The 21,968-nt window shown below is 69.3% G+C and carries 19 protein-coding genes; 13 read left to right on the top strand and 6 right to left on the bottom strand.

Annotated elements, in window-relative coordinates; genetic code table 11:
- Positions 1-2: 2 nt before the first annotated feature.
- Complete coding sequence (locus tag ABOD76_RS10585; RefSeq protein WP_350244799.1) at positions 3-2,993, bottom strand: chemotaxis protein CheB; 2,991 nt, start codon at positions 2,991-2,993, stop codon at positions 3-5.
- A 265-nt stretch (positions 2,994-3,258) separates the two neighbouring features.
- Here ABOD76_RS10585 and ABOD76_RS10580 point away from each other — a divergent pair, with 265 nt between their 5' ends.
- Positions 3,259-4,551: a sensor histidine kinase gene (locus ABOD76_RS10580; protein ID WP_350244798.1), complete on the top strand. Its 1,293-nt coding sequence runs from the start codon at positions 3,259-3,261 to the stop codon at positions 4,549-4,551.
- Between the two features lie 21 nt (positions 4,552-4,572).
- Here the strand turns inward: ABOD76_RS10580 and ABOD76_RS10575 are convergent, their stop codons facing one another.
- Positions 4,573-5,544 carry a chemotaxis protein CheB gene (locus tag ABOD76_RS10575; protein WP_350244797.1) on the bottom strand — a complete coding sequence of 324 codons (972 nt, stop codon included), beginning with the start codon at positions 5,542-5,544 and terminating at the stop codon, positions 4,573-4,575.
- A gap of 497 nt (positions 5,545-6,041) precedes the next feature.
- Here ABOD76_RS10575 and ABOD76_RS10570 point away from each other — a divergent pair, with 497 nt between their 5' ends.
- On the top strand, positions 6,042-6,308 hold the full coding sequence (locus tag ABOD76_RS10570) for a cold-shock protein (RefSeq protein ID WP_350244796.1): 267 nt from the start codon (positions 6,042-6,044) through the stop codon (positions 6,306-6,308).
- A 149-nt stretch (positions 6,309-6,457) separates the two neighbouring features.
- Positions 6,458-7,762: a D-alanyl-D-alanine carboxypeptidase/D-alanyl-D-alanine-endopeptidase gene (locus ABOD76_RS10565; RefSeq protein WP_350244795.1), complete on the top strand. Its 1,305-nt coding sequence runs from the start codon at positions 6,458-6,460 to the stop codon at positions 7,760-7,762.
- On the opposite strand, the gene ABOD76_RS10560 is transcribed toward ABOD76_RS10565, so the two are convergent.
- Genes ABOD76_RS10560 through ABOD76_RS10550 form a run of 3 tightly spaced genes read right to left on the bottom strand, consistent with a single transcriptional unit; the run spans position 7,747 to position 10,889 of the window.
- Positions 7,747-8,937, bottom strand: coding sequence for an MFS transporter (locus ABOD76_RS10560; RefSeq protein WP_350244794.1), 1,191 nt, complete (start codon positions 8,935-8,937; stop codon positions 7,747-7,749). The two genes, ABOD76_RS10565 and ABOD76_RS10560, sit on opposite strands and share 16 nt — an antisense overlap.
- On the bottom strand, positions 8,938-9,615 hold the full coding sequence (locus ABOD76_RS10555; RefSeq protein WP_350244793.1) for an SDR family oxidoreductase: 678 nt from the start codon (positions 9,613-9,615) through the stop codon (positions 8,938-8,940).
- A gap of 53 nt (positions 9,616-9,668) precedes the next feature.
- Positions 9,669-10,889, bottom strand: a complete 1,221-nt coding sequence (locus tag ABOD76_RS10550) for a M24 family metallopeptidase (RefSeq protein WP_350244792.1) — start codon at positions 10,887-10,889, stop codon at positions 9,669-9,671.
- Positions 10,890-11,062: 173 nt separating this feature from the next.
- Here ABOD76_RS10550 and ABOD76_RS10545 point away from each other — a divergent pair, with 173 nt between their 5' ends.
- From ABOD76_RS10545 to ABOD76_RS10535, 3 genes are all read left to right on the top strand, one after another.
- Positions 11,063-11,488 (top strand): HesB/IscA family protein, encoded by a 426-nt coding sequence (locus ABOD76_RS10545; protein WP_350244791.1) that lies wholly within the window; start codon positions 11,063-11,065, stop codon positions 11,486-11,488.
- A gap of 75 nt (positions 11,489-11,563) precedes the next feature.
- Positions 11,564-12,064 carry a crossover junction endodeoxyribonuclease RuvC gene (gene ruvC / locus ABOD76_RS10540; RefSeq protein WP_350244790.1) on the top strand — a complete coding sequence of 167 codons (501 nt, stop codon included), beginning with the start codon at positions 11,564-11,566 and terminating at the stop codon, positions 12,062-12,064.
- 10 nt (positions 12,065-12,074) lie between these two features.
- Positions 12,075-12,725, top strand: a complete 651-nt coding sequence (locus tag ABOD76_RS10535; RefSeq protein ID WP_350244789.1) for a PrsW family intramembrane metalloprotease — start codon at positions 12,075-12,077, stop codon at positions 12,723-12,725.
- Between the two features lie 6 nt (positions 12,726-12,731).
- Here the strand turns inward: ABOD76_RS10535 and moaD are convergent, their stop codons facing one another.
- On the bottom strand, positions 12,732-13,406 hold the full coding sequence (gene moaD / locus ABOD76_RS10530) for a molybdopterin converting factor subunit 1 (RefSeq protein WP_350244788.1): 675 nt from the start codon (positions 13,404-13,406) through the stop codon (positions 12,732-12,734).
- 561 nt (positions 13,407-13,967) lie between these two features.
- On the opposite strand from moaD, the gene ABOD76_RS10525 reads away from it, so the two are divergent.
- The 7 genes from ABOD76_RS10525 (at position 13,968) to ABOD76_RS10495 (ending at position 21,912) form a co-directional block, all read left to right on the top strand.
- Positions 13,968-15,302 carry an NAD(P)-dependent oxidoreductase gene (locus ABOD76_RS10525; protein WP_350244787.1) on the top strand — a complete coding sequence of 445 codons (1,335 nt, stop codon included), beginning with the start codon at positions 13,968-13,970 and terminating at the stop codon, positions 15,300-15,302.
- A gap of 39 nt (positions 15,303-15,341) precedes the next feature.
- On the top strand, positions 15,342-16,721 hold the full coding sequence (preA, locus tag ABOD76_RS10520) for an NAD-dependent dihydropyrimidine dehydrogenase subunit PreA (protein WP_350244786.1): 1,380 nt from the start codon (positions 15,342-15,344) through the stop codon (positions 16,719-16,721).
- 54 nt (positions 16,722-16,775) lie between these two features.
- A complete protein-coding gene (gene hydA, locus ABOD76_RS10515; RefSeq protein ID WP_350244785.1) occupies positions 16,776-18,140 on the top strand; it encodes a dihydropyrimidinase in 1,365 nt (454 codons plus the stop codon).
- A 40-nt stretch (positions 18,141-18,180) separates the two neighbouring features.
- Entirely contained in the window at positions 18,181-18,966 is a 786-nt protein-coding gene (locus ABOD76_RS10510; protein ID WP_350244784.1) for an ABC transporter ATP-binding protein, read from the top strand.
- On the top strand, positions 18,963-19,826 hold the full coding sequence (locus ABOD76_RS10505) for an ABC transporter permease (RefSeq protein ID WP_350244783.1): 864 nt from the start codon (positions 18,963-18,965) through the stop codon (positions 19,824-19,826). Before ABOD76_RS10510 ends, ABOD76_RS10505 begins: the two co-directional genes overlap by 4 nt.
- On the top strand, positions 19,808-20,767 hold the full coding sequence (locus tag ABOD76_RS10500; protein ID WP_350244782.1) for an ABC transporter permease: 960 nt from the start codon (positions 19,808-19,810) through the stop codon (positions 20,765-20,767). Before ABOD76_RS10505 ends, ABOD76_RS10500 begins: the two co-directional genes overlap by 19 nt.
- A 74-nt stretch (positions 20,768-20,841) precedes the next feature.
- Positions 20,842-21,912: an ABC transporter substrate-binding protein gene (locus tag ABOD76_RS10495; RefSeq protein ID WP_350244781.1), complete on the top strand. Its 1,071-nt coding sequence runs from the start codon at positions 20,842-20,844 to the stop codon at positions 21,910-21,912.
- Positions 21,913-21,968: the final 56 nt, after the last annotated feature.

Raw genomic sequence — 21,968 nt, 5'->3', positions numbered from 1 at the left:
CTTCAGCTGTCCGGGTCCAGGTCGGTGGCCGGCCCGGTAAAGGCCTCGCCCTCCTGGCTCACGGCGTGCACGATGGCCGTCACGTTCTCCAGCGTCATCAGGTGTTCGGCCGCCGAGCCGTCCGGGCTCAACACCGGCCAGGCCTCCACCTTCATCTTCTGCACGCCGTGGCCCGGCACGTCCAGATCCAGGACGTACTGGGTCAGCGGCACGTCGGTCACGATCATGTCCTGCAGCCGCTCGCGCAGCTCCCACAGGTCAAACTGCCGGCTGCCCAGGTCGAACAGCCGCTGACCGCGCGCCTGCTCCGGCGACACCCGCAGCAGCTCGTACAGCGCCCGGTTGGCGGTGATGAGCTTCAGGTCGTCGTCGAGCACCAGCATCGGCAGCCGGATGGCGTTCAGCAGCGCCTCAGAGTTCAACGACGAGCGGTCCAGCTGCGACTCCAGCGTCTTGAGCGTGTCGATGTTGGTGCACACCACCACCACGCCGTCAATGAAGTTATCGGAGGTGCGGTACGGGTTGATCCGCACCAGATACCAGCGCCCGTCGGCGGCCTGGGCCTCCACCTCCAGCGGCATCAGGGTGGACAGCACCCGCTTCACCTCGTCCTCGAAGGTGATGCCTTCCAGCTTCACGCGGATGTCGCCGATGTGCCGCCCCACGTCCGAGGGAATCAGGCTGATGACGCGGGTGATCTGCGAGGTGTAGCGCTTGATCCGCAGGTCGTTGCCCAGGAAGAGCGTGGCGATGCCGGCGCTCTCCAGCAGGTTCTTCATGTCGTCGTTGGCCTGGGTCAGCTCATGAATCACGCTCTGGTGCTCGACGTTGGTGGTGATCAGTTCCTCGTTGACCGACTGCAGCTCCTCCTTGGAGGTCATCAGCTCCTCGTTGGTGCTTTTCAGCTCCTCGATGGTAGTCTGGTGCTCCTCGTTGGTGCTCTTCAGTTCCTCGATGCTGGTCTGGTACTCCTCAATGGTCGCCTGCAGCGTCTCGCGCAGGTGGTGCAGCTCACGGCCCAGTGCCTGCACCTGATCCAGCTGCTCCGGCGGCGGCGCCTCCACGAAGTCGTGGGCCGAGCGCTCCTGAAACACGATCATCAGCACGTCCTGCGCGTCCGGGTGGCTGATGGGCCGCACCGTCACGTCCAGGGTAACCAGGTCGTCGCCCACCGGGTAGCGCATCTCGCGCAGCACCACGGCCCGCTGCTCGTGGGCGGCCCGGCGCAGCGCCGACGACAGCTCGAAGCGCAGGCCGTCGCGGGTCATGTCGATGACGTTGTTGGTGGCGCTGCTGCCGCTCGGCAGCTCCAGGTAGCGCCCGGTGCGGCCGTTCACGTACAGCATGTCGCCGTGCTCGTTCACCACCACCGCGGGCGCCGTGTAGTTGGCGAGCAGCAGGCTGTGGATGTGCTGCACCAGGGTGATGGAGCGCACCGGCCGGCGCTCCCGGTCGGTGGTGCCCTGATTCAGCACGCGGCTGCCGTAGTTATGGCCCACCGGCAGGGAGCCGGGCGCGCCGGGGCCGCGCCGGTAGATCTTCCAGCGCGGGTCCACCGGCAGAAAGTTCTCGTCGCGCAGGCCGGTGGACTCGCTGGCGCCCAGAAACAGCAGGCCGTCCGGCCGCAGCGCGTACTGGAACACCGCCAGCACCTGCTGCTGCAGGTCCGGGTTCAGGTAGATCAGCATGTTGCGGCAGCACAGCAGGTCCAGCCGGGTGAACGGCGGGTCGTTGAAGGTGTTGTGCAGCGCGAACACCACCGTTTCCCGGATCAGGCTGCTGACCTGATAGCCGTCCGGGTTGCGGGTGAAGTAGCGCTGCAGCCGCGCGGGCGACACGCTCTGCTCGATGGCGTGCGAGTACTGCCCCAGGCGGGCCACGTTGATGGAGCGCTGGTCGATGTCGGTGGCGAACACCTGCAGCGTGAGGGGCCCCTGGAACTGCGGTTCCTGCACCAGTTCATGCAGCAGGATCGCCACGCTGTAGGCCTCCTCTCCGCTGGCGCAGCCCACCACCCAGACCCGGAACACGTCGCCGTTGTGCGGCCGGCCCATCATCTGGGTGCGCAGCAGCTCCTTGAGCCGCTCGAACGCTTCCGGGTCGCGGAAGAAGCTGGTCACGTTGATGGTCAGGTCCTCGAACAGCGCCTCGATCTCGGCCGGGTGCTGCTGCAGGTACCCCATGTACTCGGCCAGCGCGCCGATGCCGCAGGTCTTCATGCGCCGGTCAATGCGCCGCAGCAGGGTGGTGGACTTGTAGCGGGTGAAGTCCTGCCCGGTGTGCGAACGCACCAGCAGCAGCACCCGCTGCAGGTCGGGGTTGATCTCGCCCGACGCCACTCCGTCGCTCAGCGGGCGCTCGTTGGTCATCAGCTGGTACAGGCGGGCGGCCAGTTCGTCCGGCGGCAGCACCGCGTCGGCCAGCCCGGTGGCCACCGCGCTGGCGGGCATGGACGGATAGTCGGCCGAGGCCGGGTCCTGGGTCAGCAGCAGGCCGCCGCGCTCCTTGACCCTGCGCGCGCCGTCGGTGCCGTCCTTGCCCATGCCGGAGAGGATCACCGCCACGGCCCGCTCCTGCTGGTCGTCGGCCAGGCTGCTCAGGAAGGCGTCGATGGTGTGGCCGCGCGCCAGCCCCAGGTCCTGCAGGATCAGCGTGCCGTTCACGATCGCCAGGCTGGTTGCGCCGTGCGCCACGTACACGTGGTCCGGCTCCAGCACCATCCCGTCCTCAATGACCCGCACCGGCAGGGAGGTGCAGCGGGTCAGCAGTTCCGGCATGAAGCTCTCGCCGGTGGGGCTGAGGTGCGACACCACCACGAAGGCCATGCCGCTGCCGGGCGGCAGCCCCAGGAAGAAGCGTTCGAAGCCGTCCAGGGCGCCGGCCGACCCGCCGATCCCCACCACGGCAGCGGGCCGCGCCGCCTTCGGCGGGCTCCCTTCCAGCGCCTCCGCCGGGGCCGGCAGGCTGGGTGTGGAACCTTGATTGTCAGACATCTGGCTCCTTTGAGGGCGGGGCCTGACCGGAGTCGGGGGCCGCTCCGCGCAACCATGCGCGCTCCTGTACTGTAGCGCTGCCGGGTGAGCAGCGCCCGGCTCCAGGCAGCGCACCCAGGGAACAGTGTTCAGACAACCGCCCCGGGCCGGCATGTCTAAGCAAAGGAACGGCATTTTCCTTTCCTGTGATCTGGTACACTCCGGCCACTTGCCAGCAAGCTCACGCTGAACCGCCAGCCCAGCCCCAAGTGTGCCGAGGGAACTTATGAGTGATCAGGACAATCAGCAGCACCTGAACAACCTGCGCGACGCCGCCGAACGGACGTTGCAGCAGGGCGGAGAAGGCACGCTGCCCGACACTCCGGAGGTCCTGCGGCACGAACTTTCCGTGCACCAGATCGAGCTGCAGCTGCAGAACGACACGTTGCGCGAGACGGTGCTGGAACTGGAGCAGGCGCGCGACCGCGCCATGATGCTCTACGAATTCGCCCCGGTCGGGTACATCAGCCTGGACGTGCAGAGCAACGTGACGCAGGCGAACGCCCGGGCCATCAATCTGCTGGGCGTGCGCCGCACCCAGCTGGTGGGCCGGCGCCTCACGCAGTTCACCGCGCCCGAGTCGCGCACGCATCTGGCGCTGGTGCTGCCGCGCCTGCTGACCAGCGAGGATGGCGTGGTGGCCGAGCTGAGCATGCAGCGCCAGGACGGCAGCGTGTTTCCGGTGCGCCTGGAAGGCCGGCTGCACCCGGGCGGCGGCTCGCTGCTGTCCATCACCGACATCAGCCAGCAGAAGGCCGCCCAGGACGAACTGCTGCGCCTGAACGAGACGCTGGAGAACCGCATCGAGGAGCGCACCGCCAAGATCCGCGAACTCGGCGACGAACTGCGGACCGTGGCGCTGGCGGTGGCCGAGAACCTGGTGTGGCCGCTGCGCCGGGTCGCCACCTTCGCCCAGATGCTGCGGCAGGACACCACGACCGTCTCGGGCCTGGAACGCGAACACTTCGACCATGTGGTGCAGTCGGTGGACCGCATGGAGGCGCTCACCGCCGCCCTGCTGGAGTACATCCAGTCCAGCCAGGGCCGCGCCCGGGTCGCGCCGCTGGACCTGAACCGGGTGTTCGGCGAGGTGCGCCGTGAGCTGGAACCGCGCATGGCCGGGCGCACGGTGCAGCTCACCAGCGGACAGCTGCCCACCATTTCCGGCGACCTCAGCGCGCTGCGGCTGGTGTTCCTGAAGGTGCTGGAGAACGCACTCAAGTTCACGACGCCGCGCGAGCGGGCCCAGATTCATGTCAGCGCGGAGGAAACCGCCTCCGAGTGGATCCTGCGCTTCGAGGACAACGGGGTGGGCTTCAACAACCGCCACAAGGACAAGCTGTTTCAGGTGTTCAAGCGCCTGCACCCCGAGTCGGAATTCCCCGGCACCGGCATGGGCCTGGCCATCGTCCGCCGGGTCAGCCTGCGTTTCGGGGCGCGGGTGTGGGGCGAGGGCAAGGCCGGCAGCGGCGCCACCGTGTACGTGGCGTGGCCCAAGGAACCGTCGGTGCTGGACTGACCTGAGGCCCGCCGCACCCGCTCAGGGACCCGGCGGTGTCTCCACCGGCAGCGCCTTGTCCTCCCCGGCCTGCAGCGCCTCCTGGCGCATGCGCCGTCCACGCGCCCGGGCCACCTGCGCCTCCTGGCGGTAGGCGGCGGCCAGTTCCGTCTGATCGGCCTCATCGGCGTGCTTGCTCAGGTGCTCCAGCAGCATCACGTCCTCGTCCAGCGTCCGGGCCGCCTGCCACAGGTACCCCTCCACCGAGCCGCGCAGTTCGCTCAGCAGCGTATCGGCGGTGTAGGCATGTCCGGTGTGGCAGCGGAAGCGCATGATCCGGCCCTCCCGGATCTGCACCAGTACCCCGTGACACTCGGGGCAGGTGAAGGTGGACAGCGAACCGTGGTTCAGCATGCCCGAATTGAAGGCGTTGTCCTCGCTGGCAATCCCGACTTCCACTTCCAGCCGCCGCCATTCCTCGTCACTCATGTTCGGCTCCTCCGCCACGGGCCCGAGTTCGTCCAGCAGGCGCGTCAGCGCCGGCGCGATGGCGTGCGCCGGCAGAATCTGGTCCACCGCCACGTGCTGCACAGCGCTGAGCGGCATGCTGCCGTACAGCGCGTCCTCCGGGTTCTGCACCACGGTGCGCCCCCCCAGCTGCCGGATGGTCCACATGCCGGAGGTGCCGTCGTCCATCATGCCGCTCAGCAGCACGCCGATGGTACCGGCCCCGTGCGTGTAGGCGGCCGAACGGAACAGCACGTCGATGCTGGGCCGCGAGCGGTTTTCCTTCGGGCCGCGCGACAGGTGCAGGCGGTCGTGGGCCACCAGCACGTGATGGTCCGGCGGCGCCACATAGATGTGCCCGGGGCTCAGCAGCGCCTGATGCTGGGCGTGCTGCACCGGCAGCGAACCGCTGCGGCTGAGGATGGCCGGCAGCTGGCTCGGATAGTCCGGAGAAAGGTGGATGACCACCAGAACGGCCGCCGGCAGATCACCCGGAAGCTGGGACACGATTTGGCGCAGTGGATCAAGGGCGCCGGCGGACCCGCCGATCACGATGACTGGGACAGATGGCATGCCCCATTGTCCGTGTGCGGCGGATGAACACAGTGAATCCCGGCCCGACGGTGTTCAGAATGCAGCCCGGCTTTGGGAAGAAGCCGAACGGCCCGGTTTCGGCCCGGCGGCAGGGTGAACTGACTCCTGAACCCGGCCTGAAAACCGGACTCCGCACCCCCAGATCTGCCGCTCTGCCACCCCAATGGCCAAGGTCCGGCGCGTGCGAGGCCGCTGGTCCTGCCGGGCGTCCTGGGCGGCCTGAACCGCTTGCAGTGCGGTGTGGCCGAACGGAACCGTCGTCACCCCCATCACACGCTGCTCTAATGTTCCCACATCACAATTCGCGCGTGAGGTTCCCGCCAAACTGAGCTTCGGTTCCAAGTCAGCAAGAGGGTCGCATTCCTGGTCAATACAGGTGCGAAACAAGGGTTGGGACAGAGGAGTAAAGTATGCCAGCAGGACGAGTAAAGTGGTTCAACGCGGAAAAGGGCTTCGGGTTCATCGAGTGCGAGGGTCAGCCTGACGTCTTCGCCCACTACAGCGCCATCAAGGCGACGGGCTTCCGTAAGCTGAACGAGGGTGACGAGGTCGAGTTCGACATGGAACCCGGCAAGAATGGCCGTGGCCCCCAGGCCGCGAACATCGTGGTGACCAAGGCTGCTCCGGAAGGCGACCGCTTCCAGCGGAGCGGCGGCGGCAGCAACAGCCGCTGGTAATCGGCCCAACACATTCCAGGAGGCTTCGGCCTCCTTTTTTTTGTGGCGTGATCCCGCAGCCGGCTGCATAGCTTGACAGCCGCTGCATACCCCGCTAGACTGTTTTTATCACCGTCCGAAGAGGACGGGTTTTTTGTTTCCCCTTCCCTATGCCGCGCGCCCCCCTGCTGAGTCTGTTGTTGCTGGCCGCGTTCACCGTCCCGGTGGCGCAGACCGCCCCGCCTGCTGCCCCGGCCCGGCCCACCGCCCTGCAGGCCCAGTTGGATCAGCTGCTGGCAGCGGGCGCCCCGGGCCCGTCCGGGCGCGCCCTGCCAGTCCACAGCGGGATGGTGGTGCTGGACGCCGCCAGCGGCGCGGCGCTGTACCGCCGACAGGCCGAAACGCCCATCACCCCCGCCTCCAACATGAAGCTGCTGAGCATGACCGCTGCGCTGTACCGCCTGGGCCCGGACTACTGGTTCAGCACCGGCGTCACGCGCAGCAACCCGGGCGCGGCCGTGAACCACCTGACGCTCAGCGGCATCGGGGACCCCTCGCTGCGCGTCTCGGACGGGGAACACTCGCTGGCCGGGCTGGCGCGGCAGGTGCGGGCACGCGGCATCCTGCAGGTGGGCAACGTGCAGGTGGACGGCCACATGATCGCGCCGGACGGCTGGCCGCTGCCGGACGCCGAAACGGCGGTCAGCGCCCTGCCGCTGGACGAGGGCGAGGACGCCCGCCCGGACCCCACCCCCACGGCGGCGCTGCTGCGGGCCGGGGCTTTGTTCCGGCGCGAACTGCAGCGGGCCGGCGTGCAGGTGACGGGCGGGGTGCGGCTAGGGCGGGCCGGGGCCGAGCAGGGGGTGGCCACCACCCGCTCGCTGCCGCTGACCGCGCTGGTGCGCCTGACCCTCAAGCGCAGCGACAACCGCTGGGCCGAGCAGCTGTACGCCCGCAGCGGCGTGGACGAACACACGCCCAGCTGGCGGCCCTCCACCCTGGCGCAGGCCCGGACGCTGCAGGCCGCCATCCTGGCGCGGCTGGGCGTCAACACCGCCGCCCTACAGATTCACGACGCTTCCGGGCTGTCGGAGCAGGACCGCCTGACCGCCGCCGCGGTCTCACAGCTGCTGCTGGGCATCTACCGCCATCCGCTCGGCACCGAGCTGGCGCCGGAAGCGGCATTCCGGCAGCGCGCCAACCTGCTGATCGAGAGCCTGCCGCAGGCCGGCACCGGCACCGCCACCGAGCAGGCCACCCTGGAGGGCGGCACACTGGCCGCCCGGCTGCCGGGGCTGGACGTGCGGGCCAAGACCGGCACGCTGGTGGGGGCCTCCAGCCTGTCGGGGTACGTCACCACCCGCAGCGGCCGGGTGCTGATCTTCAGCATCCTGATGGACCAGTACGCCGGGTATGGCCAGAGCCTGCGCCAGCTGCAGGACCGCATCGTGACGCTGCTCTACACCCGCGGCTGAGCGCGCCTTTCCAGCAGCCACACCAGCACGATCAGGCCGCCCAGCGTCATCCCCGCCCGCATCACAGCCGTCCAGCCGCCGGCCGTGTACAGCACGGCCGCCAGCCCGGAACCCACCACGCCGCCCAGGAAGTAGCTGGTGAGGTACACGGTGGTGATGCGGCTGCGCGCCTCGCCCGGCAGCCGGTAGACCTCGCTCTGGTTGGTGACGTGCAGCCCCTGCACCCCGAAATCCAGCGCCAGGATGCCCAGCACCAGCAGCGGCAGGCTGGTGCCGCGCAGCATCAGCCCGAAGGCCAGCAGGATCAGCAGCCCGAAGGCCAGCGTGCTGCGCCGCGCGCCCCCCCGGTCCGCCATCCGGCCTGCCAGGCTGGCGGCCAGTGCCCCGGCAGCCCCCAGCAGCCCGAACAGCCCGATGGTGCCCTCGCTGTAGTGGTAGGGCGCGCCGGCCAGCAAGAACGCCAGGCTGGCCCAGAACACGCTGAAGGCCGCGAACACCAGCGCCCCGTACAGCGAGCGCCACCTCAGCAGCGGCTCGCGGGTCATCTGCAGCACCGAGGCCATCAGCTGCGGGTAGCGGGGGCCGCGGGGCCGGCGGTCCGGCGGCAGGGCGCGGGCCAGCACCAGCCCCAGCGCCGCCACCGCCAGCGCGGCCAGCAGGTACACGCTGCGCCAGCCGGCCACCTCGGCAATCAGGCCCGAGGCGGTGCGGGCCAGCAGGATGCCCAGCAGCAGGCCGCTCATCACCGTGCCCACCACCCGGCCCCGGCGCTCCGGGGTGGCCAGCGTGGCCGCGAACGGCACCAGCACCTGCGCTGACACTGCGCTCAGGCCCACCAGCACGCTCAACAGCATGAACACGCCCAAGCTGCGGGCCAGCGCCACCCCCAGCAGTGCCAGCACCGAGGCGGCCAGCAGCCCCAGCACCAGCCGCCGCCGGTCCAGCACGTCGCCCAGCGGCACAATCAGCAGCAGCCCCAGCGCGTAGCCCAGCTGCGTCAGTGTCACCACCAGCCCCAGCTGACGCCCGCTGGCATGAAAGGCCGGAGCCAGCACCGCCAGCAGCGGCTGGGCGTAGTACAGGCTCGCCACGATCACGCCCACGGCGGTGGCCATCACGCCCACCAGCCGGGGCGTCAGCGTGGGCGCAGCCGCCCCGGACGCTTCAGCCGTCACTCAATGGTCCGGATAGACCTTGAGCTCGGTGATGTGGGCGCGGGCCGGGCGGGTCAGGGCGTGGGCGATGGTCTGGGCCAGCCCGCGCGGGTCGATGGTGTCGTCCCAGTCCATGCCCGCCTCGCGGTTGGCCGGCGTGTCAATGGCGCCCATCGGGTACACCACGCAGGCACGCACGCCTTTGCCCTTCAGCTCGTCGTGGACGCTCAGCAGGTAGGCCGCCACCGCCGCCTTGCTGGCGGTGTACAGCGCCGCGCCCTTGCCGCTCATGCGCGCTGCCTGCCCGGCGCTGATGCCCACGATCAGCCCCTCCTTCTGCCGGATCATGTGCGGCAGCACCCCCTGCACCGCGTGGAACAGGGTGGTCAGGTTGGCCCCGATCATCTGCTGCAGGTCCTGCTCGGTGGCCTTGTGCGCGTCCTGCATGCTGAAGGCCCCGGCCGTGTGCACCAGCGCGTCCACCTTGTGGCGGCGCAGCTGCTCGGCGCTGGCCGGGTCCGTGAGGTCCAGGTCCAGCACCTCGGTGGCGGGGAAACGGTCCTCGGCCCGCTTGAGGGCCTCGCCGCGCCCCACCAGAATCAGTTCTGCGCCCGCGTCCACGAGCTCCTGCGCCACGGCTGTGGCCAGCGCCCCGCCGGCCCCGGTCAGCATGATGGTGGTTCCGCTCAAGTTCGCCATGGCCTCAGCCTACCCGCAAGCCGGCCTGCCCAGGCTATGAGAGCCTTGAGACCTCAGGGTGCCTCGCCCAGTCCGGCGGCCCGCACCGCCGTCCACTCGCCCTCGCCCAGCACGAACGGCGCGGCCTGCACCGGGGTGGTCAGCAGCGGTCCCTGCGGAGTCATCAGCACATTGATCTCGCTGCGGATGCCGTACCCGCGCTCCATCGGATACACGCCCGGCTCGATGGTGACGGCCTGCCCCGGCAGCACCGTGCGGGTGTCGTGCGTCTCCAGGTCGTCGAGGTTGGCCCCGCTGCCGTGAATCTGCACGCCCAGGTTGTGGCCCAGCCGGTGGGTGAAATGCTCGCCCAGCCCGGCCGCATCAATCACGGCCCGCGCCGCCCGGTCCACCTCCCAGCCCTGCAGGCCCTCCGGGCGCTCCCGGAGCAGCGCCAGTCCCACGTCACGGGCGCCGGCCACGGCGGTCCAGGCGGTCCGGTATTCCTCGCCCGGTGCGCCCGCGTGGCCCACCCAGGTCACGTCGGCGTAGGGGCGGCCCGGCTCCTGGCACCACAGGTCGATCAGCACGCACTGGCCCAGCTCCAGCACCGCGTTCTTGCCCTCGCCCGGCTCGTAGTGCGGGTCGGCGGCGTTGCGCCCGAAGCTCACGTTGGCCGGGTGGCCACTCTGCATGCCCGCCGCCTCGATCTGCCGCTCGATCAGTGTCTGCACCTCCAGCTCGCTCACCGGCGCGCCGGCCCGCAGCCGCTCGTGCATCAGCTGAAAGGCGTCGTCCTTGGCCTGCATCAGCACCGCCACGGCCCGGCGGTGTGCCTCCAGATCCGCGTCGTCCCACACCTGGAAGCCCTGCAGCAGGTCGGCGCTGGATTCGGGCGTCAGGCCCGCCGCCCGCAGCCGCTCCAGGGTGCCGGCGTCCACCCGGCTGACATACGGCACCGCCCCGCCGGGGCTGTACTCCAGCGCGGCCCGCCGGCCGTCCAGCAGGGCCTTCAGGTGCGCGTCCAGCTCGGTGTGGGCGCTGTACGGCAGGAAGGTCAGCTCCGCCCCGGCCGCCAGCGTGCGCCAGGTGCCGCCCTCAATGCGGTGGTGAATCAGGCTGGGCGTGCCCTCGCGCGGCACCCACACAAAGAAACGCCGGGTCAGGTGCACGCCCGCCGGCAGGCCCAGCAGGGTGCGGGCGTGCGGATTGAGGCCCTGAAAGTCGTAGATCAACCAGCCGTCCAGATCAGTGGCGGCCAGCGCCGCCCGGATGCGCTCAAGGTGCGTCTGCATACCGCAGAGCATAGCCCCGGCCAGCCCCCAGCAGGCGAGTCCATCGGGCACCGGGCGTCCTCCTGTTCCGGGTCAGGAGAGCCCGGCCACCCAAAGAGCACACCCCCTTCACCCTGGCCGCTTTAGGGTCAGCTGCACCTTTTAAACTCCGGTACTTTGCTAGGGTAGACAGCATGACGCAGGTGAGTGCAGACCAGACCAGCAGCCCGGCGGGCACCGCCGCGCCCATCTCGATCAGTGAAAACGGAGCCAAACACGCCCTGAACGCCATCGCGGGCAGTGGCAAGGAAAATGCCGGCGTGCGCCTGTTCGTCAAGAGCGGCGGCTGCAGCGGCTACCAGTACGGCATGGCCATCGACGACCGCGAGCTGGACGGCGACACCATCCTGATGGACCGCGGCGTGAAGCTGGTGGTGGACCAGATGAGCCTGCCGCTGGTGATGGGCGCCGAGATCGACTTCGTGGAAACCATGATGGGCGGCGGCTTCACCGTCAACAACCCGAACGCCACCAGCGCCTGCGGCTGCGGCCATAGCTTCCGCACCGACAGCAGCCAGGCCCCCGACGGTGAGGGCTCCGGCGGCTGCGCCAGCCACTGAGCGGCGCCGCGCCTCCAGGCCCCCTTCCGGGGGCCTTTTTTTGTGGTGGCCCGTCCCACACGCTATGCTGCCCGTATGATCGTGCTCGGTATTGACCCAGGGCTGGCCAACCTGGGCCTCGGCATCGTGGAGGGAGACGCCCGCAAGGCGCGTCACCTGCATCACGTCTGCCTGATCACCGAGGCCGCCTGGATCATGCCCCGGCGGCTGGCGTACCTGCACCACGAGGTGTCGCGGCTGATTGAGGAGTTCCAGCCGGAGGCGGTGGCCATCGAGGACCAGATTCTGCGGCGGCAGGCCGATGTGGCCTTCAAGATCGGGCAGGCCTTCGGGGTGGTGCAGCTGGCGTGCGCCCAGGCGCAGCTGCCGGTGCACACCTACGGCCCGATGCAGGTGAAGCAGGCACTGGTGGGCACCGGCCGCGCCGACAAGCAGCAGGTGGAGTACATGGTCAAGGCCTCGCTGGGCATCCGCGAGGTGTTCAACAACCACGCCGCCGACGCGCTGGCGCTGGCGCTGACCCACCTGGCCCACAGCGCCATGCAGGCGCGCACCGCCGCTGCCGCCGCCCGCTGAGGCTCCCGGCATGAACCTGCTGCTCTCGCTGCTCAGCTCGCTGCTGCCCACCGGGGTGTGGCTGTGGGTGTTCCTGCGCCGCGACCACGAGCCGGAGCCGGCCTGGCTGCTGCTGAGGACCTTCGCCTGGGGCATGTTCGCGTGGCTGGTGTCGGCTACCTTCGGGGTCAGCCTGGGCGCGCTGGGACCGGTGCTGGTGCTGCTGCTGGGCGCCCTGACCGAGGAGGGCAGCAAACTGCTGGCCGCCGCCACCACCCTGCACGAGCCGGACTTCGACGAGCCGATGGACGGCCTGATCTACGCGGTGACGGCGGCGCTGGGCTTCGCCCTGCCCGAGAACGTCAGTTATGGCCTGGGCTACGGAGCGTCGGCGGCGCTGTGGCACGGCCTGATCACCACCCTGGCGCACGCGCTGTTCAGCGCCCCGATTGGGTACGCGCTGACCCAGGCCCGCCTGCGCCCGGCCCAGGCCCGCCACTGGCTGCTGCGCGGGCTGGGCATCAGCGTGGCGCTGCACCTGAGTTTCAACAGCCTGCTGAGCAGCGGAGTTCAGAGCGGCGTGCAGCTGCTGGGGCTGGGGGCAGTACTGGTACTGATGTGGCTGCTGGCCGGGCGCTATTACGGCCAGTTCGACAACCGCCACAAACGCCAGCCGCGCTGAGGCCGCCTACAGCGTGCCGGAGCTGGTCTGGCCCTTGACCCAGTGCTCGCCCTCCTCATCGCCCTCCAGCTTCCACACCGGCAGCACCGCCTTGAGGTGCTCGATCAGGAAGTCGCAGGCTTCCAGCGCCGGGCGGCGGTGCGGGCTGGCCACCCCGATCAGGATGCTGGCCTGCCCGGGTGTCAGGCGGCCGGTGCGGTGCTCGATCCAGACGCGCAGCTCTCCGTAGCGCTCGCGGGCCTGGACCGCGGCCTCATGCATCACCCGCTCGGCCATCGGCGCGTAGCCCTCGTACTCGATGAACTCCACCGCCTTGCCCTGATTGGGGGAACGCACCGTGCCCACGAAATAGGCCTGCGCGCCGTGCTCAGGCCGCACCAGGAAGCGGTCGGCGTCGGCCAGCGTCAACTCGTCCTGTGTGACCCGGCAGTGATCTAGCGGGTCTGTCACGCCGCCCGCCACCGGCGGCAGGAACGCCACCTCGTCGCCATCCCGGACCGGCTCGTCCGGCTCGGCATACCGCTCGTTGACCGCCGCCATGCAGCCGCGCAAGGACAGCGGCACCTGCCGCTCCACCGCGTCGGCCACCCCGCGCACCGTGGCGGGCTCCGGCACCGCCAGCTGCAGCGTGTCCAGCCCTGCCTCCCGCCTCAGCCGCGCGAACAGCACCACCGTGATCATGAGGGTGACGGTATCACGCGGCCCCTGGGAAGCGCTGCTCCGCCGCAGTAGAGTAAGGCACAACACTTCATGACTCTGCCGGGCACGCGACCTCGTCCGTGGCCTGAATTTGTGCTGTCTGTATGGATTTTAGAGAACAGAATGCACATTTCTGGCTGAGCCAGGCCCATAGACGGTGGAAAGTATGCATCGTGTTCGCATAATGCTGATGCTCTGTTCCTCGGCGACCCTTGAGAAAATGGCGGTGAGGGCGTCCTACGGCGATGCCGAACGAATTTTCTGAGAATCATAGTTCAGTGTTTTATGCATATTTATGCAGACGTAATCCGTATGCCTCAACCGTTCGCTCTGAATGTTGACTGACTGCTGTGTCAAAAGTGTCGGCTTCTGCGCCATTCGCTTATCATGGGTGCTGAAAACCCACGCGGCCTCTGCAGCATAAACATCCAGCCTTTTCTTGACTGTATGCAGGTTGCCGCCTAGAATCGTGGAGATTCGGTTAAATCGGCTCCGGCGAGGGCACGAACCGACCCCGTAGTGCTCAGGACAGCGAGGTCAGTCATGGAACCAGCCAGCCCCCCCTCCTTCGCCTTTCAGGAACTGCTGCCCCCCTTCACCGCACACGAGGCGGCGGTGGAAGCCAACCGGTGTCTGTACTGCTACGACGCCCCGTGCCTTCAGGCCTGCCCCACCCACATCGACATCCCCACCTTCATCCGCAAGATCAGCACCGGGAACCTTCGCGGGTCGGCCCGCACCATCCTGGAAAGCAACTTCCTGGGCGGCACCTGCGCCCGGGTCTGTCCGGTGCAGGAACTGTGCGAGGGGGCCTGCGTGCTGGGCAAGGACCACACCCCCATCGCCATCGGGCGGCTGCAGCGCTACGCCGTGGACCACGTGCAGGAGCGTGGCGTCCAGCTGTTCCAGCCGGGCACCCCGACAGGCCTGCGGGTGGCGGTGGTGGGCAGCGGCCCGGCCGGCATCAGCGCCAGCGCGGAGCTGGCCAAGCTGGGCCACTCGGTCACGCTGTTCGAGCGCCGTGAGCTGGCCGGCGGCCTGAGCACCTACGGCATCATCGTGCTGCGCGAGCCGGTGGAGGTGGCGCAGCGTGAGGTGGAGGCGCTCAAAGCGCTGGGCGTGACCGTCACCACCCAGACCGAGCTGACCGACCGGGCCGGTCTGGACCTGCTGCTCAGCGAGTACGACGCGGTGTTCCTGGGCCTGGGGCTGGGCGCGGTGCCGGCCATGGGCATTCCCGGTGAGGCGCACATTCTGGACGGCCTGGGGGTCATTGAAGCGAGCAAGGTCGCGCCGGAGACGCTGCGGCTGGGCGAGCGGGTGGTGGTGATCGGGGCTGGGAACACCGCCATCGACGCGGCCACCGTGGCGCGGCGCGCCGGCGCCGACACCCTCATGGTCTACCGCCGCACCGAACACGAGATGACCGCCTACCGCCACGAGTACGAGTTCGCGCTGCACGAGGGCATCCGCTTCACCTTCCTGACCCAGCCGATCGAGGTGGTTGCCGAGGGCGGGCAGGTCACGGGGCTGAAGTGCGTGCAGATGCGGCTGGGCGCGCCGGACAGCAGCGGCCGGCCCCGGCCCGAGGCGGTGCCGGGCAGCGAGTTCGTCATTCCCTGCGACACGGTCATCAAGGCCATCGGGCAGGAGAAGCCCGCGCTGGCCGTGGCGCTGGGTCTGGAGCTGGAGGGCGGCTACATCCGGGTGGACGACACGCTCGCCACCAGCCTGCCGCGCGTGTATGCGGGCGGCGACTGCGTGCGCGTGCGTGGCAGCGCCAGCACCGTGATGGCCGTGCAGGACGGCAAGATCGCGGCGGCCGCCATCCACGCGGCCCTGAGCATGGCCGTGCCGGAACACGGAGCGGCCGACTGATGGCCCTCCGCTCCTCTCCCCTGACTCTGGAGGCCCGTCATGGCTGACCTGTCCATCAACTTCGCCGGCATCCGCGCCCCCAATCCCTTCTGGCTGGCATCTGCGCCGCCCACCAACAGCGGCCCGCAGATTCACCGCGCCTTCGAGCACGGCTGGGGCGGGGCCGTCTGGAAGACGATCGGGGCGCCGGTGCTGAACATCAGCAACCGCTACGGCGGGCTCAGCCTGGGCGGGCAGCGGCTGCTGGCCATCAACAACGTGGAACTCATCTCGGACCGACCGCTGGACGTCAACCTGCGCGAGATCGCGGAGGTGAAGCGGATGTGGCCGGACCGGGCCGTCATCGTGAGCGCGATGGTGGACGCCGACCCCAAGGCGTGGCGCGACATCGTGATGATGATCGAGGACACCGGCGCCGACGGCATCGAGCTGAACTACGGCTGCCCGCAGGGCATGAGCGAGCGCGGCATGGGCGCGGCGGTGGGGCAGGTGCCAGAGATGTGCCAGCTGAACACCCACTGGGTGACCAGCGTCACGAAACTCCCGGTGATCGTGAAGCTGACGCCCAACGTGACGCACATCACCGACCCCGCGCACGCGGCGCTGGCCGGCGGCGCGAACGCCCTGAGCCTGATCAACACCATCAACAGCATCATGCGGGTGGACCTGGATACCCTGCAGATCACGCCGAACATCGGGGGGCGCGGCACCCACGGCGGGTACGCGGGGCCGGCCGTGAAGCCGATCGCGCTGAACATGCTGACCGAACTGATGACTGACGCCGAGGTGCTGCGCAGCGGCGTGCCGATCTGCGGCATGGGCGGCATCCAGACGTGGCGCGACGCGGCCGAGTTCCTGCTGCTAGGCGCCACGTCGCTGCAGGTGTGCACGGCGGCCATGCACTACGGCTACCGCATCGTGGAGGACATGATCGACGGCCTGTCGAACTGGATGGACGACAAGGGCTTCGCCACCATCTACGACGTGGCGGGCCGCAGCCTGCCGCAGGTCAGCACCTTCGGGCAGCTGGACCTCTCGTATCAGGCGGTGGCGCGCATCAACCCGGACAAGTGCATTCAGTGCAACCTGTGTTACGTGGCGTGCAACGACACCGCGCACCAGTGCATCGACCTGTATGCCGAGGGCGGCATCCGGGTGGACCCCGGCTTCGACCCGCGCATGAACGGCAAAGGGGTCGCGGACACCCGCCCCACCCCGGTGGTGCGCGAGCCCGACTGTGTGGGCTGCGCCCTGTGCGTCAACGTCTGCCCGGTGGACGGCTGCATCGAGATGGTGAGCGTGCCGAGTGGCCGCGAGAGCGTCACCTGGGACCAGCTCACCGCCCAGCGCCCGGCCGTCACGCAGCAGTGGGCCGCCATGGAGGCGTACCGCGACGAGGCGGGCATCGAGATCCACTGAGGCCCGCGCACGCTCCGTCCTTTTCCTTCCCACCCGTTCCAGTGAGGCCCCTGCATGACCCTACTGATTCAACACGGCGAGATCATCTCGGACGGCCAGCGGTACCGGGCCGACATTCTGGTGGAGGGCGAGACCATCCGCCGCATCGGGCCGGACCTGGAGGTGCCGGAGGGCGCCCAGGTCATCGACGCCAGCGGCAAGTACATCTTCCCCGGCTTCATTGACCCGCACGTGCACATCCACCTGCCGTTCATGGGCACCTTCGCCAAGGACACCCACACCACCGGCTCGCAGGCCGCGCTGATCGGCGGCACCACCACCTTCATCGAGATGCTGGCCCCCGCCGGCACCGAGGAACTGGCGAGCGGCTGGAAGACCTGGACACAGATGGCCGAGGGGCACAGCGCCAGCGACTACAGCTTCCACCTGGGCGTGACGCGCTGGGACGACGAGACGGAGGCCACCCTGCGCGGGCTGGTGGCGCAGGGCATGAAGAGCTTCAAGGTGTTCCTGGCATACAAGGGCGCCTTCGGCATCGACGATCACGCGCTGTACCAGACGCTGAAGCTGGCCAGGGAACTGGGCGTGATTGTGACGGCCCACTGCGAGAACGCCGAACTGGTGGCGGAGCTGCAGCAGAAGCTGCTCGCGGAGGGCAAGACCGGCCCCGAGTGGCACGAGCCGAGCCGCCCGGAGGCGGTGGAGGCCGAGGGCACCGCCCACTTCGCCACCTTCCTGGAGATGACCGGCGCGAAGGGCTACGTGGTGCACCTCTCGAACGCCCGCGCGCTGGAGGCGGCCCTGAAGGCCAAGGACCGGGGCGTGGACCTGAGTGTGGAGGTGGTGATTCCGCACCTGCTGCTGGACAAAACCTACGCCGAGCGCCCGGGGGTGGAGGGCGCCAAATACGTGATGAGCCCGCCGCTGCGCGACAAGCGCAACCAGGACCCGCTGTGGGAGGCGCTGGAGCGCGGTCAGATCGACACGGTGGCCACCGACCACTGCCCCTTCGACGTGGCCCAGAAGCACCTGGGCGACGACGACTTCACCCGCATTCCCAACGGCATCCCGGCCATTGAGGACCGGGTGAACCTGCTGTACACCTACGGGGTCAGCCGGGGTCGGCTGAGCCTGGAGCGCTTCGTGGACGCCGCCAGCACCCGCGCCGCCCAGCTGTTCGGGCTGTACCCGCGCAAGGGCACGGTGCAGGTGGGCAGCGACGCCGATCTGGTGATCTACGACCCCGCCTACCGCGGCACCATCAGCACGCGCACCTCGCACGTCAACAACGATTACAGCGGCTTCGAGGGTTTCGAGATCGACGGGCGGCCCAGCGTGGTGACGGTGCGCGGGCAGGTGGCGGTGCAGGACGGCGCCTTCGTGGGCGACCCGGCGCGGGGGCAGCTGCTCCGACGCTAGGCTCCCGGCCCGCCTTCCCACTCTCCCTGGAGGTTTCCCCGTGACGCAGGCTGTTTCCCCCGACCCCATCGTGCTGGTCCGCGACCTCGGCATGGTCTTCCCGGTGCCGGGCGGCCAGACCGTGGCGCTCCAGAACGCCTCGCTGAGCATTCAGCCGGGCGAATTCATCAGCCTGATCGGCCCCAGCGGCTGCGGCAAGACCACCCTGCTGCGGCTGCTGGCCGATCTGGTGCAGCCGACCAGCGGCGACATCCGCGTGAATGGCCAGCCGCCGAGCGCCGCCCGGCGGGGCCGGCAGTACGGCTACGTGTTTCAGGCGCCGGCGCTGATGGAGTGGCGCAGCGTGCTGAAGAACGTGCTGCTGCCGCTGGAAGTGATGCGCGTGCCGGGCGACCGGGTGGCGCGCGCCCGCGAGATGCTGCGGCTGGTGGGGCTGGAGAAGTTCGAGCGCAGCTACCCGTGGCAGCTGTCGGGCGGCATGCAGCAGCGCGTCAGCATCGCCCGGGCCCTGGCCTTCGACCCGCCGCTGCTGTTCATGGACGAACCGTTCGGCGCCCTGGACGAGATCACGCGCGAGCGACTGAACCTGGAACTGCTGCGGCTGTGGCGCGAGACCGGCAAGACCATCATCTTCGTGACGCACAGCATTCCGGAGGCGGTGTTCCTGAGCACCCGCGTGGTGGTGATGACCGCCCGGCCCGGCAAGATCGAGGGCATCGTGGACGTGGACCTGCCGCACCCACGCAGCGACGAGACCCGCGAGTCGCCGCGCTTCTTCGAGATTGCCACCGAGATCCGCGAGCTGCTGAAAAAGGGCCACGCGTGACCACCCTGCGCAGCAACCTGCTCCCGATGCTGGTGGTGGCGGTGCTGGCCGTGGCGCTGTACTGGCCGCTGATGCTGTGGGCCAACGTGGGGCCGGCGGCCCGGACGCTGGCGAGCGGCGCGGAACTCGACTGCAAGACGGCGCTGGCCTGCGCCACCCAGCTGAGAAACCCGGTGCTGCCGGCCCCGGCTCAGCTGGGCGCCGGCTTCCGCACCCTCAGCCTGCCGCTGACCTCGCCGCTGTCGGTGCCGTACAACGCGGCGGTGACGGGCGGCGAGACGCTGCTGGGACTGGTGCTGGCCACCGGGGTGGGCCTGCTGCTGGCGGTGCTGCTGGTGGCCAGCCGCAGCTTCGAGCGCGCCACGCTGCCGTGGCTGGTGGCGTCCCAGACGGTGCCGATCGTGGCCATCGCCCCGATGCTGGCGGTGCTGCTGGGCCAGTACGGGGTGCAGGGCTTTCTGCCCAAGGCCATCATCGCGGCATACATCGCCTTCTTTCCGGTGGCGGTGGGCATGAGCCGGGGCCTGCGCAGCCCGGACGCCCTGCAGCTGGACCTGATGCAGACCTACAGCGCCACCTCGGCCCAGACCTTCCGCACCCTGCGCCTGCCGGCCAGCCTGCCGTACCTGTTCACGGCGCTGAAGGTGGCGGTCACGGCGGCGCTGGTGGGCAGCATCGTGGCCGAGATCAGCACCATCAGCTTCGTGGGCCTGGGCAAGATGCTGGCCGAGAACTCGCGGGCCAGCGACACCATCGCGCTGTGGACCATCATGATCTACGGCGCGGTGCTGGGCGTGGTGCTGGTGGGCCTGGTGGGCCTGGCCGAGAGGCTGGTGACCCCGTGGCGAGCCGGACGATAACGGTGCCGCAGGCGACCCGCACCCGCGCCGGGGGGCCACTGCTGCTGGCGCTCAGCGTGCTGGGGGTGCTGGGCCTGTGTGTGCTGCTGGCGCGCAGCGCGGCGGCCCCGGCCTCTCCCCTGCCGTGGCTGCTGGGGGTGCTGGCGCTGGCCGCCATCGGCGCGGTGGGCGTGCGGGCGGTGGCGCAGGGCGAGCATCTGGCCGCCCGGGTGCTGCCGGCCGCCTTCACCTTCCTGATCGCGGTGCTGGGGGTGGAGGCGCTGCTGCGCGCCTACGGGGTACCGGCCGGCCTGATCCCCACGCCCAGCCGGGTGGTGACGGCGCTGTGGAATGCCCGGGTGGTGCTGCTGCAGGACACCTTCTACACCTTCGTGCTGGAGGCGCTGCTGGGCTTTGTCGTGGGCACGCTGAGCGGCCTGCTGCTGTCGCTGCTGGTGGTGCGCTTCCGCTTTCTGGAGCGCGGGGTGCTGCCCTACGCCGCGCTGTTCTCCAGCGTGCCGATCGTGGCGCTGGCTCCGGTGGTGGTCAAGGCGGTGGGGCTGGAGTGGCCCAGCAAGATGCTGGTGGTGGCCATCACGGTGCTGTTTCCGGTGGTGGTGGGCACCGTGCGCGGCCTGCAGAGCGCCGATCGGCTGCAGCTGGACCTGATGCACACCTACGCCGCCACCCCCCTGCAGACCTTCCGCGAGGTGCGGGTGCCCACCGCGCTGCCGTTCGTGTTCAACGCCCTCAAGGTCGGCAGCACCCTGGCGCTGATCTCGGCCATCGTGGCCGAGTTTTTCGGCACCAACGGACACGGACTGGGCTTCCGCATTCAGATCGAGGTGGGCCGCTTCAACCTGGACATCGTCTGGGCCGCCATCGTGCTGGCCAGTGTGGTGGGCATCCTGTTCTTCGGGGCCGTGAACCTGCTGGAACGCTGGGCCGGACGTGCGCGGTGAGGAGCTCCACGATGCCCTAGCCACGCCCCCTGCCCGACGCCCGCTGTTTCACCCCGTTCCACCCGGAGGTTTCTATGAAGCACATCAGCACCCTGACCGCCCTGCTCGCCGCCCTGACCCTCTCGGGCGCCCACGCCCAGAACCCCGTGCAGGTCAAGGTCCAGCTGAAATGGTTTCCGCAGGCGCAGTTCGCGGGCTTCTTCGTGGCGCAGGCCAAGGGCTACTACAAGGCAGAAGGCCTGGACGTGCAGTTCCTGCCGACCGGGGACCAGAGCCCGATTCAGACGGTGGCGACCGGCACCGCCGACTTCGGCACCACCTGGATCACCGACCTGCTGACCGCCCGGCAGCAGGGCATTCCGGTGGTCCACATCGCGCAGCTGTTCCAGAAGAGCGGGTACACGCTGGTGGCGCTCAAGAGCCAGGGACTCAAGGGGCCGGCCGACTTCAAGGGCAAGCGGGTGGGCGTGTGGCCCAGCGGCAACGAGTACCCGGCGGTGGCGCTGCTGAAGAAGTACGGCCTGACCACCAGCCTGGACAGCACCGTGAGCAACCCCAGCGTGCAGGCGGTCACCTACCCGTTTGACCCGAGCATCGTGTTCCCCGACAAGGTGGACCTGGTGTCGGCCATGACCTACAACGAGGTGGACCAGATCGTGGGGCTGGGGTACCCGCTCGACAAGCTGCAGATCTTCCACGCCTCCGACTACGGCATCAACCTGCTGGAAGACCTGATGTTCAGCACCGAGCGGACGCTCTCCAGCAGCAACTTCAAGGGCAGCGGCCTGAGCGGCAAGGAGGTGGCGGCCCGGCTGGTGCGCGCCACCATCAAGGGCTGGAACTACGCGGTCAAGAACCAGAAGGAGGCGGTGAGCATCGTGCTGGTCAACTGCGGCAACACCTGCAAGGGCTCCGGCAGCCGCAGCAGCGCCAGCAGCCACCAGACCTGGCAGATGGCCGAAGTGGCCAAGCTCTACAACGCCGGCCCCACCCTCAAGGGCATGGCCGGCTACCTGGACCCCGCCACCTACAAGGCCAACGTGACGCTCTTGAAGAGCCTGGGCATCCTGAAGAGCGACCCCACCGCCAGCGCCGTGGACTACAGCGTGTGGGAGATGGCCACCGGCAAAAAGGCGATGAAGTAAAACGGGAGGCGGGACGGTTCTGCGTCCCGCCTGCCTGGAATGTTTCGGGCCTGAGC

Source organism: Deinococcus sonorensis KR-87 (genome assembly GCF_040256395.1).
GTDB lineage: Bacteria > Deinococcota > Deinococci > Deinococcales > Deinococcaceae > Deinococcus > Deinococcus sonorensis.
Note: the sequence above shows the minus strand (reverse complement) of the source record. Positions and strands in the feature narration are given on the sequence as shown.

Bases quoted from the DNA above. Each gene is read 5' to 3' on its own strand.
- ABOD76_RS10585 (WP_350244799.1), bottom strand. From the start codon at position 2,993: ATGTCTGACAATCAAGGTTCCACACCCAGCCTGCCGGCCCCGGCGGAG.
- ABOD76_RS10580 (WP_350244798.1), top strand. From the start codon at position 3,259: ATGAGTGATCAGGACAATCAGCAGCACCTGAACAACCTGCGCGACGCC.
- ABOD76_RS10570 (WP_350244796.1), top strand. From the start codon at position 6,042: ATGCCAGCAGGACGAGTAAAGTGGTTCAACGCGGAAAAGGGCTTCGGG.
- ABOD76_RS10565 (WP_350244795.1), top strand. From the start codon at position 6,458: ATGCCGCGCGCCCCCCTGCTGAGTCTGTTGTTGCTGGCCGCGTTCACC.
- ABOD76_RS10555 (WP_350244793.1), bottom strand. From the start codon at position 9,615: ATGGCGAACTTGAGCGGAACCACCATCATGCTGACCGGGGCCGGCGGG.
- ABOD76_RS10550 (WP_350244792.1), bottom strand. From the start codon at position 10,889: ATGCAGACGCACCTTGAGCGCATCCGGGCGGCGCTGGCCGCCACTGAT.
- ABOD76_RS10545 (WP_350244791.1), top strand. From the start codon at position 11,063: ATGACGCAGGTGAGTGCAGACCAGACCAGCAGCCCGGCGGGCACCGCC.
- ruvC (WP_350244790.1), top strand. From the start codon at position 11,564: ATGATCGTGCTCGGTATTGACCCAGGGCTGGCCAACCTGGGCCTCGGC.
- ABOD76_RS10535 (WP_350244789.1), top strand. From the start codon at position 12,075: ATGAACCTGCTGCTCTCGCTGCTCAGCTCGCTGCTGCCCACCGGGGTG.
- moaD (WP_350244788.1), bottom strand. From the start codon at position 13,406: ATGATCACGGTGGTGCTGTTCGCGCGGCTGAGGCGGGAGGCAGGGCTG.
- ABOD76_RS10525 (WP_350244787.1), top strand. From the start codon at position 13,968: ATGGAACCAGCCAGCCCCCCCTCCTTCGCCTTTCAGGAACTGCTGCCC.
- preA (WP_350244786.1), top strand. From the start codon at position 15,342: ATGGCTGACCTGTCCATCAACTTCGCCGGCATCCGCGCCCCCAATCCC.
- hydA (WP_350244785.1), top strand. From the start codon at position 16,776: ATGACCCTACTGATTCAACACGGCGAGATCATCTCGGACGGCCAGCGG.
- ABOD76_RS10495 (WP_350244781.1), top strand. From the start codon at position 20,842: ATGAAGCACATCAGCACCCTGACCGCCCTGCTCGCCGCCCTGACCCTC.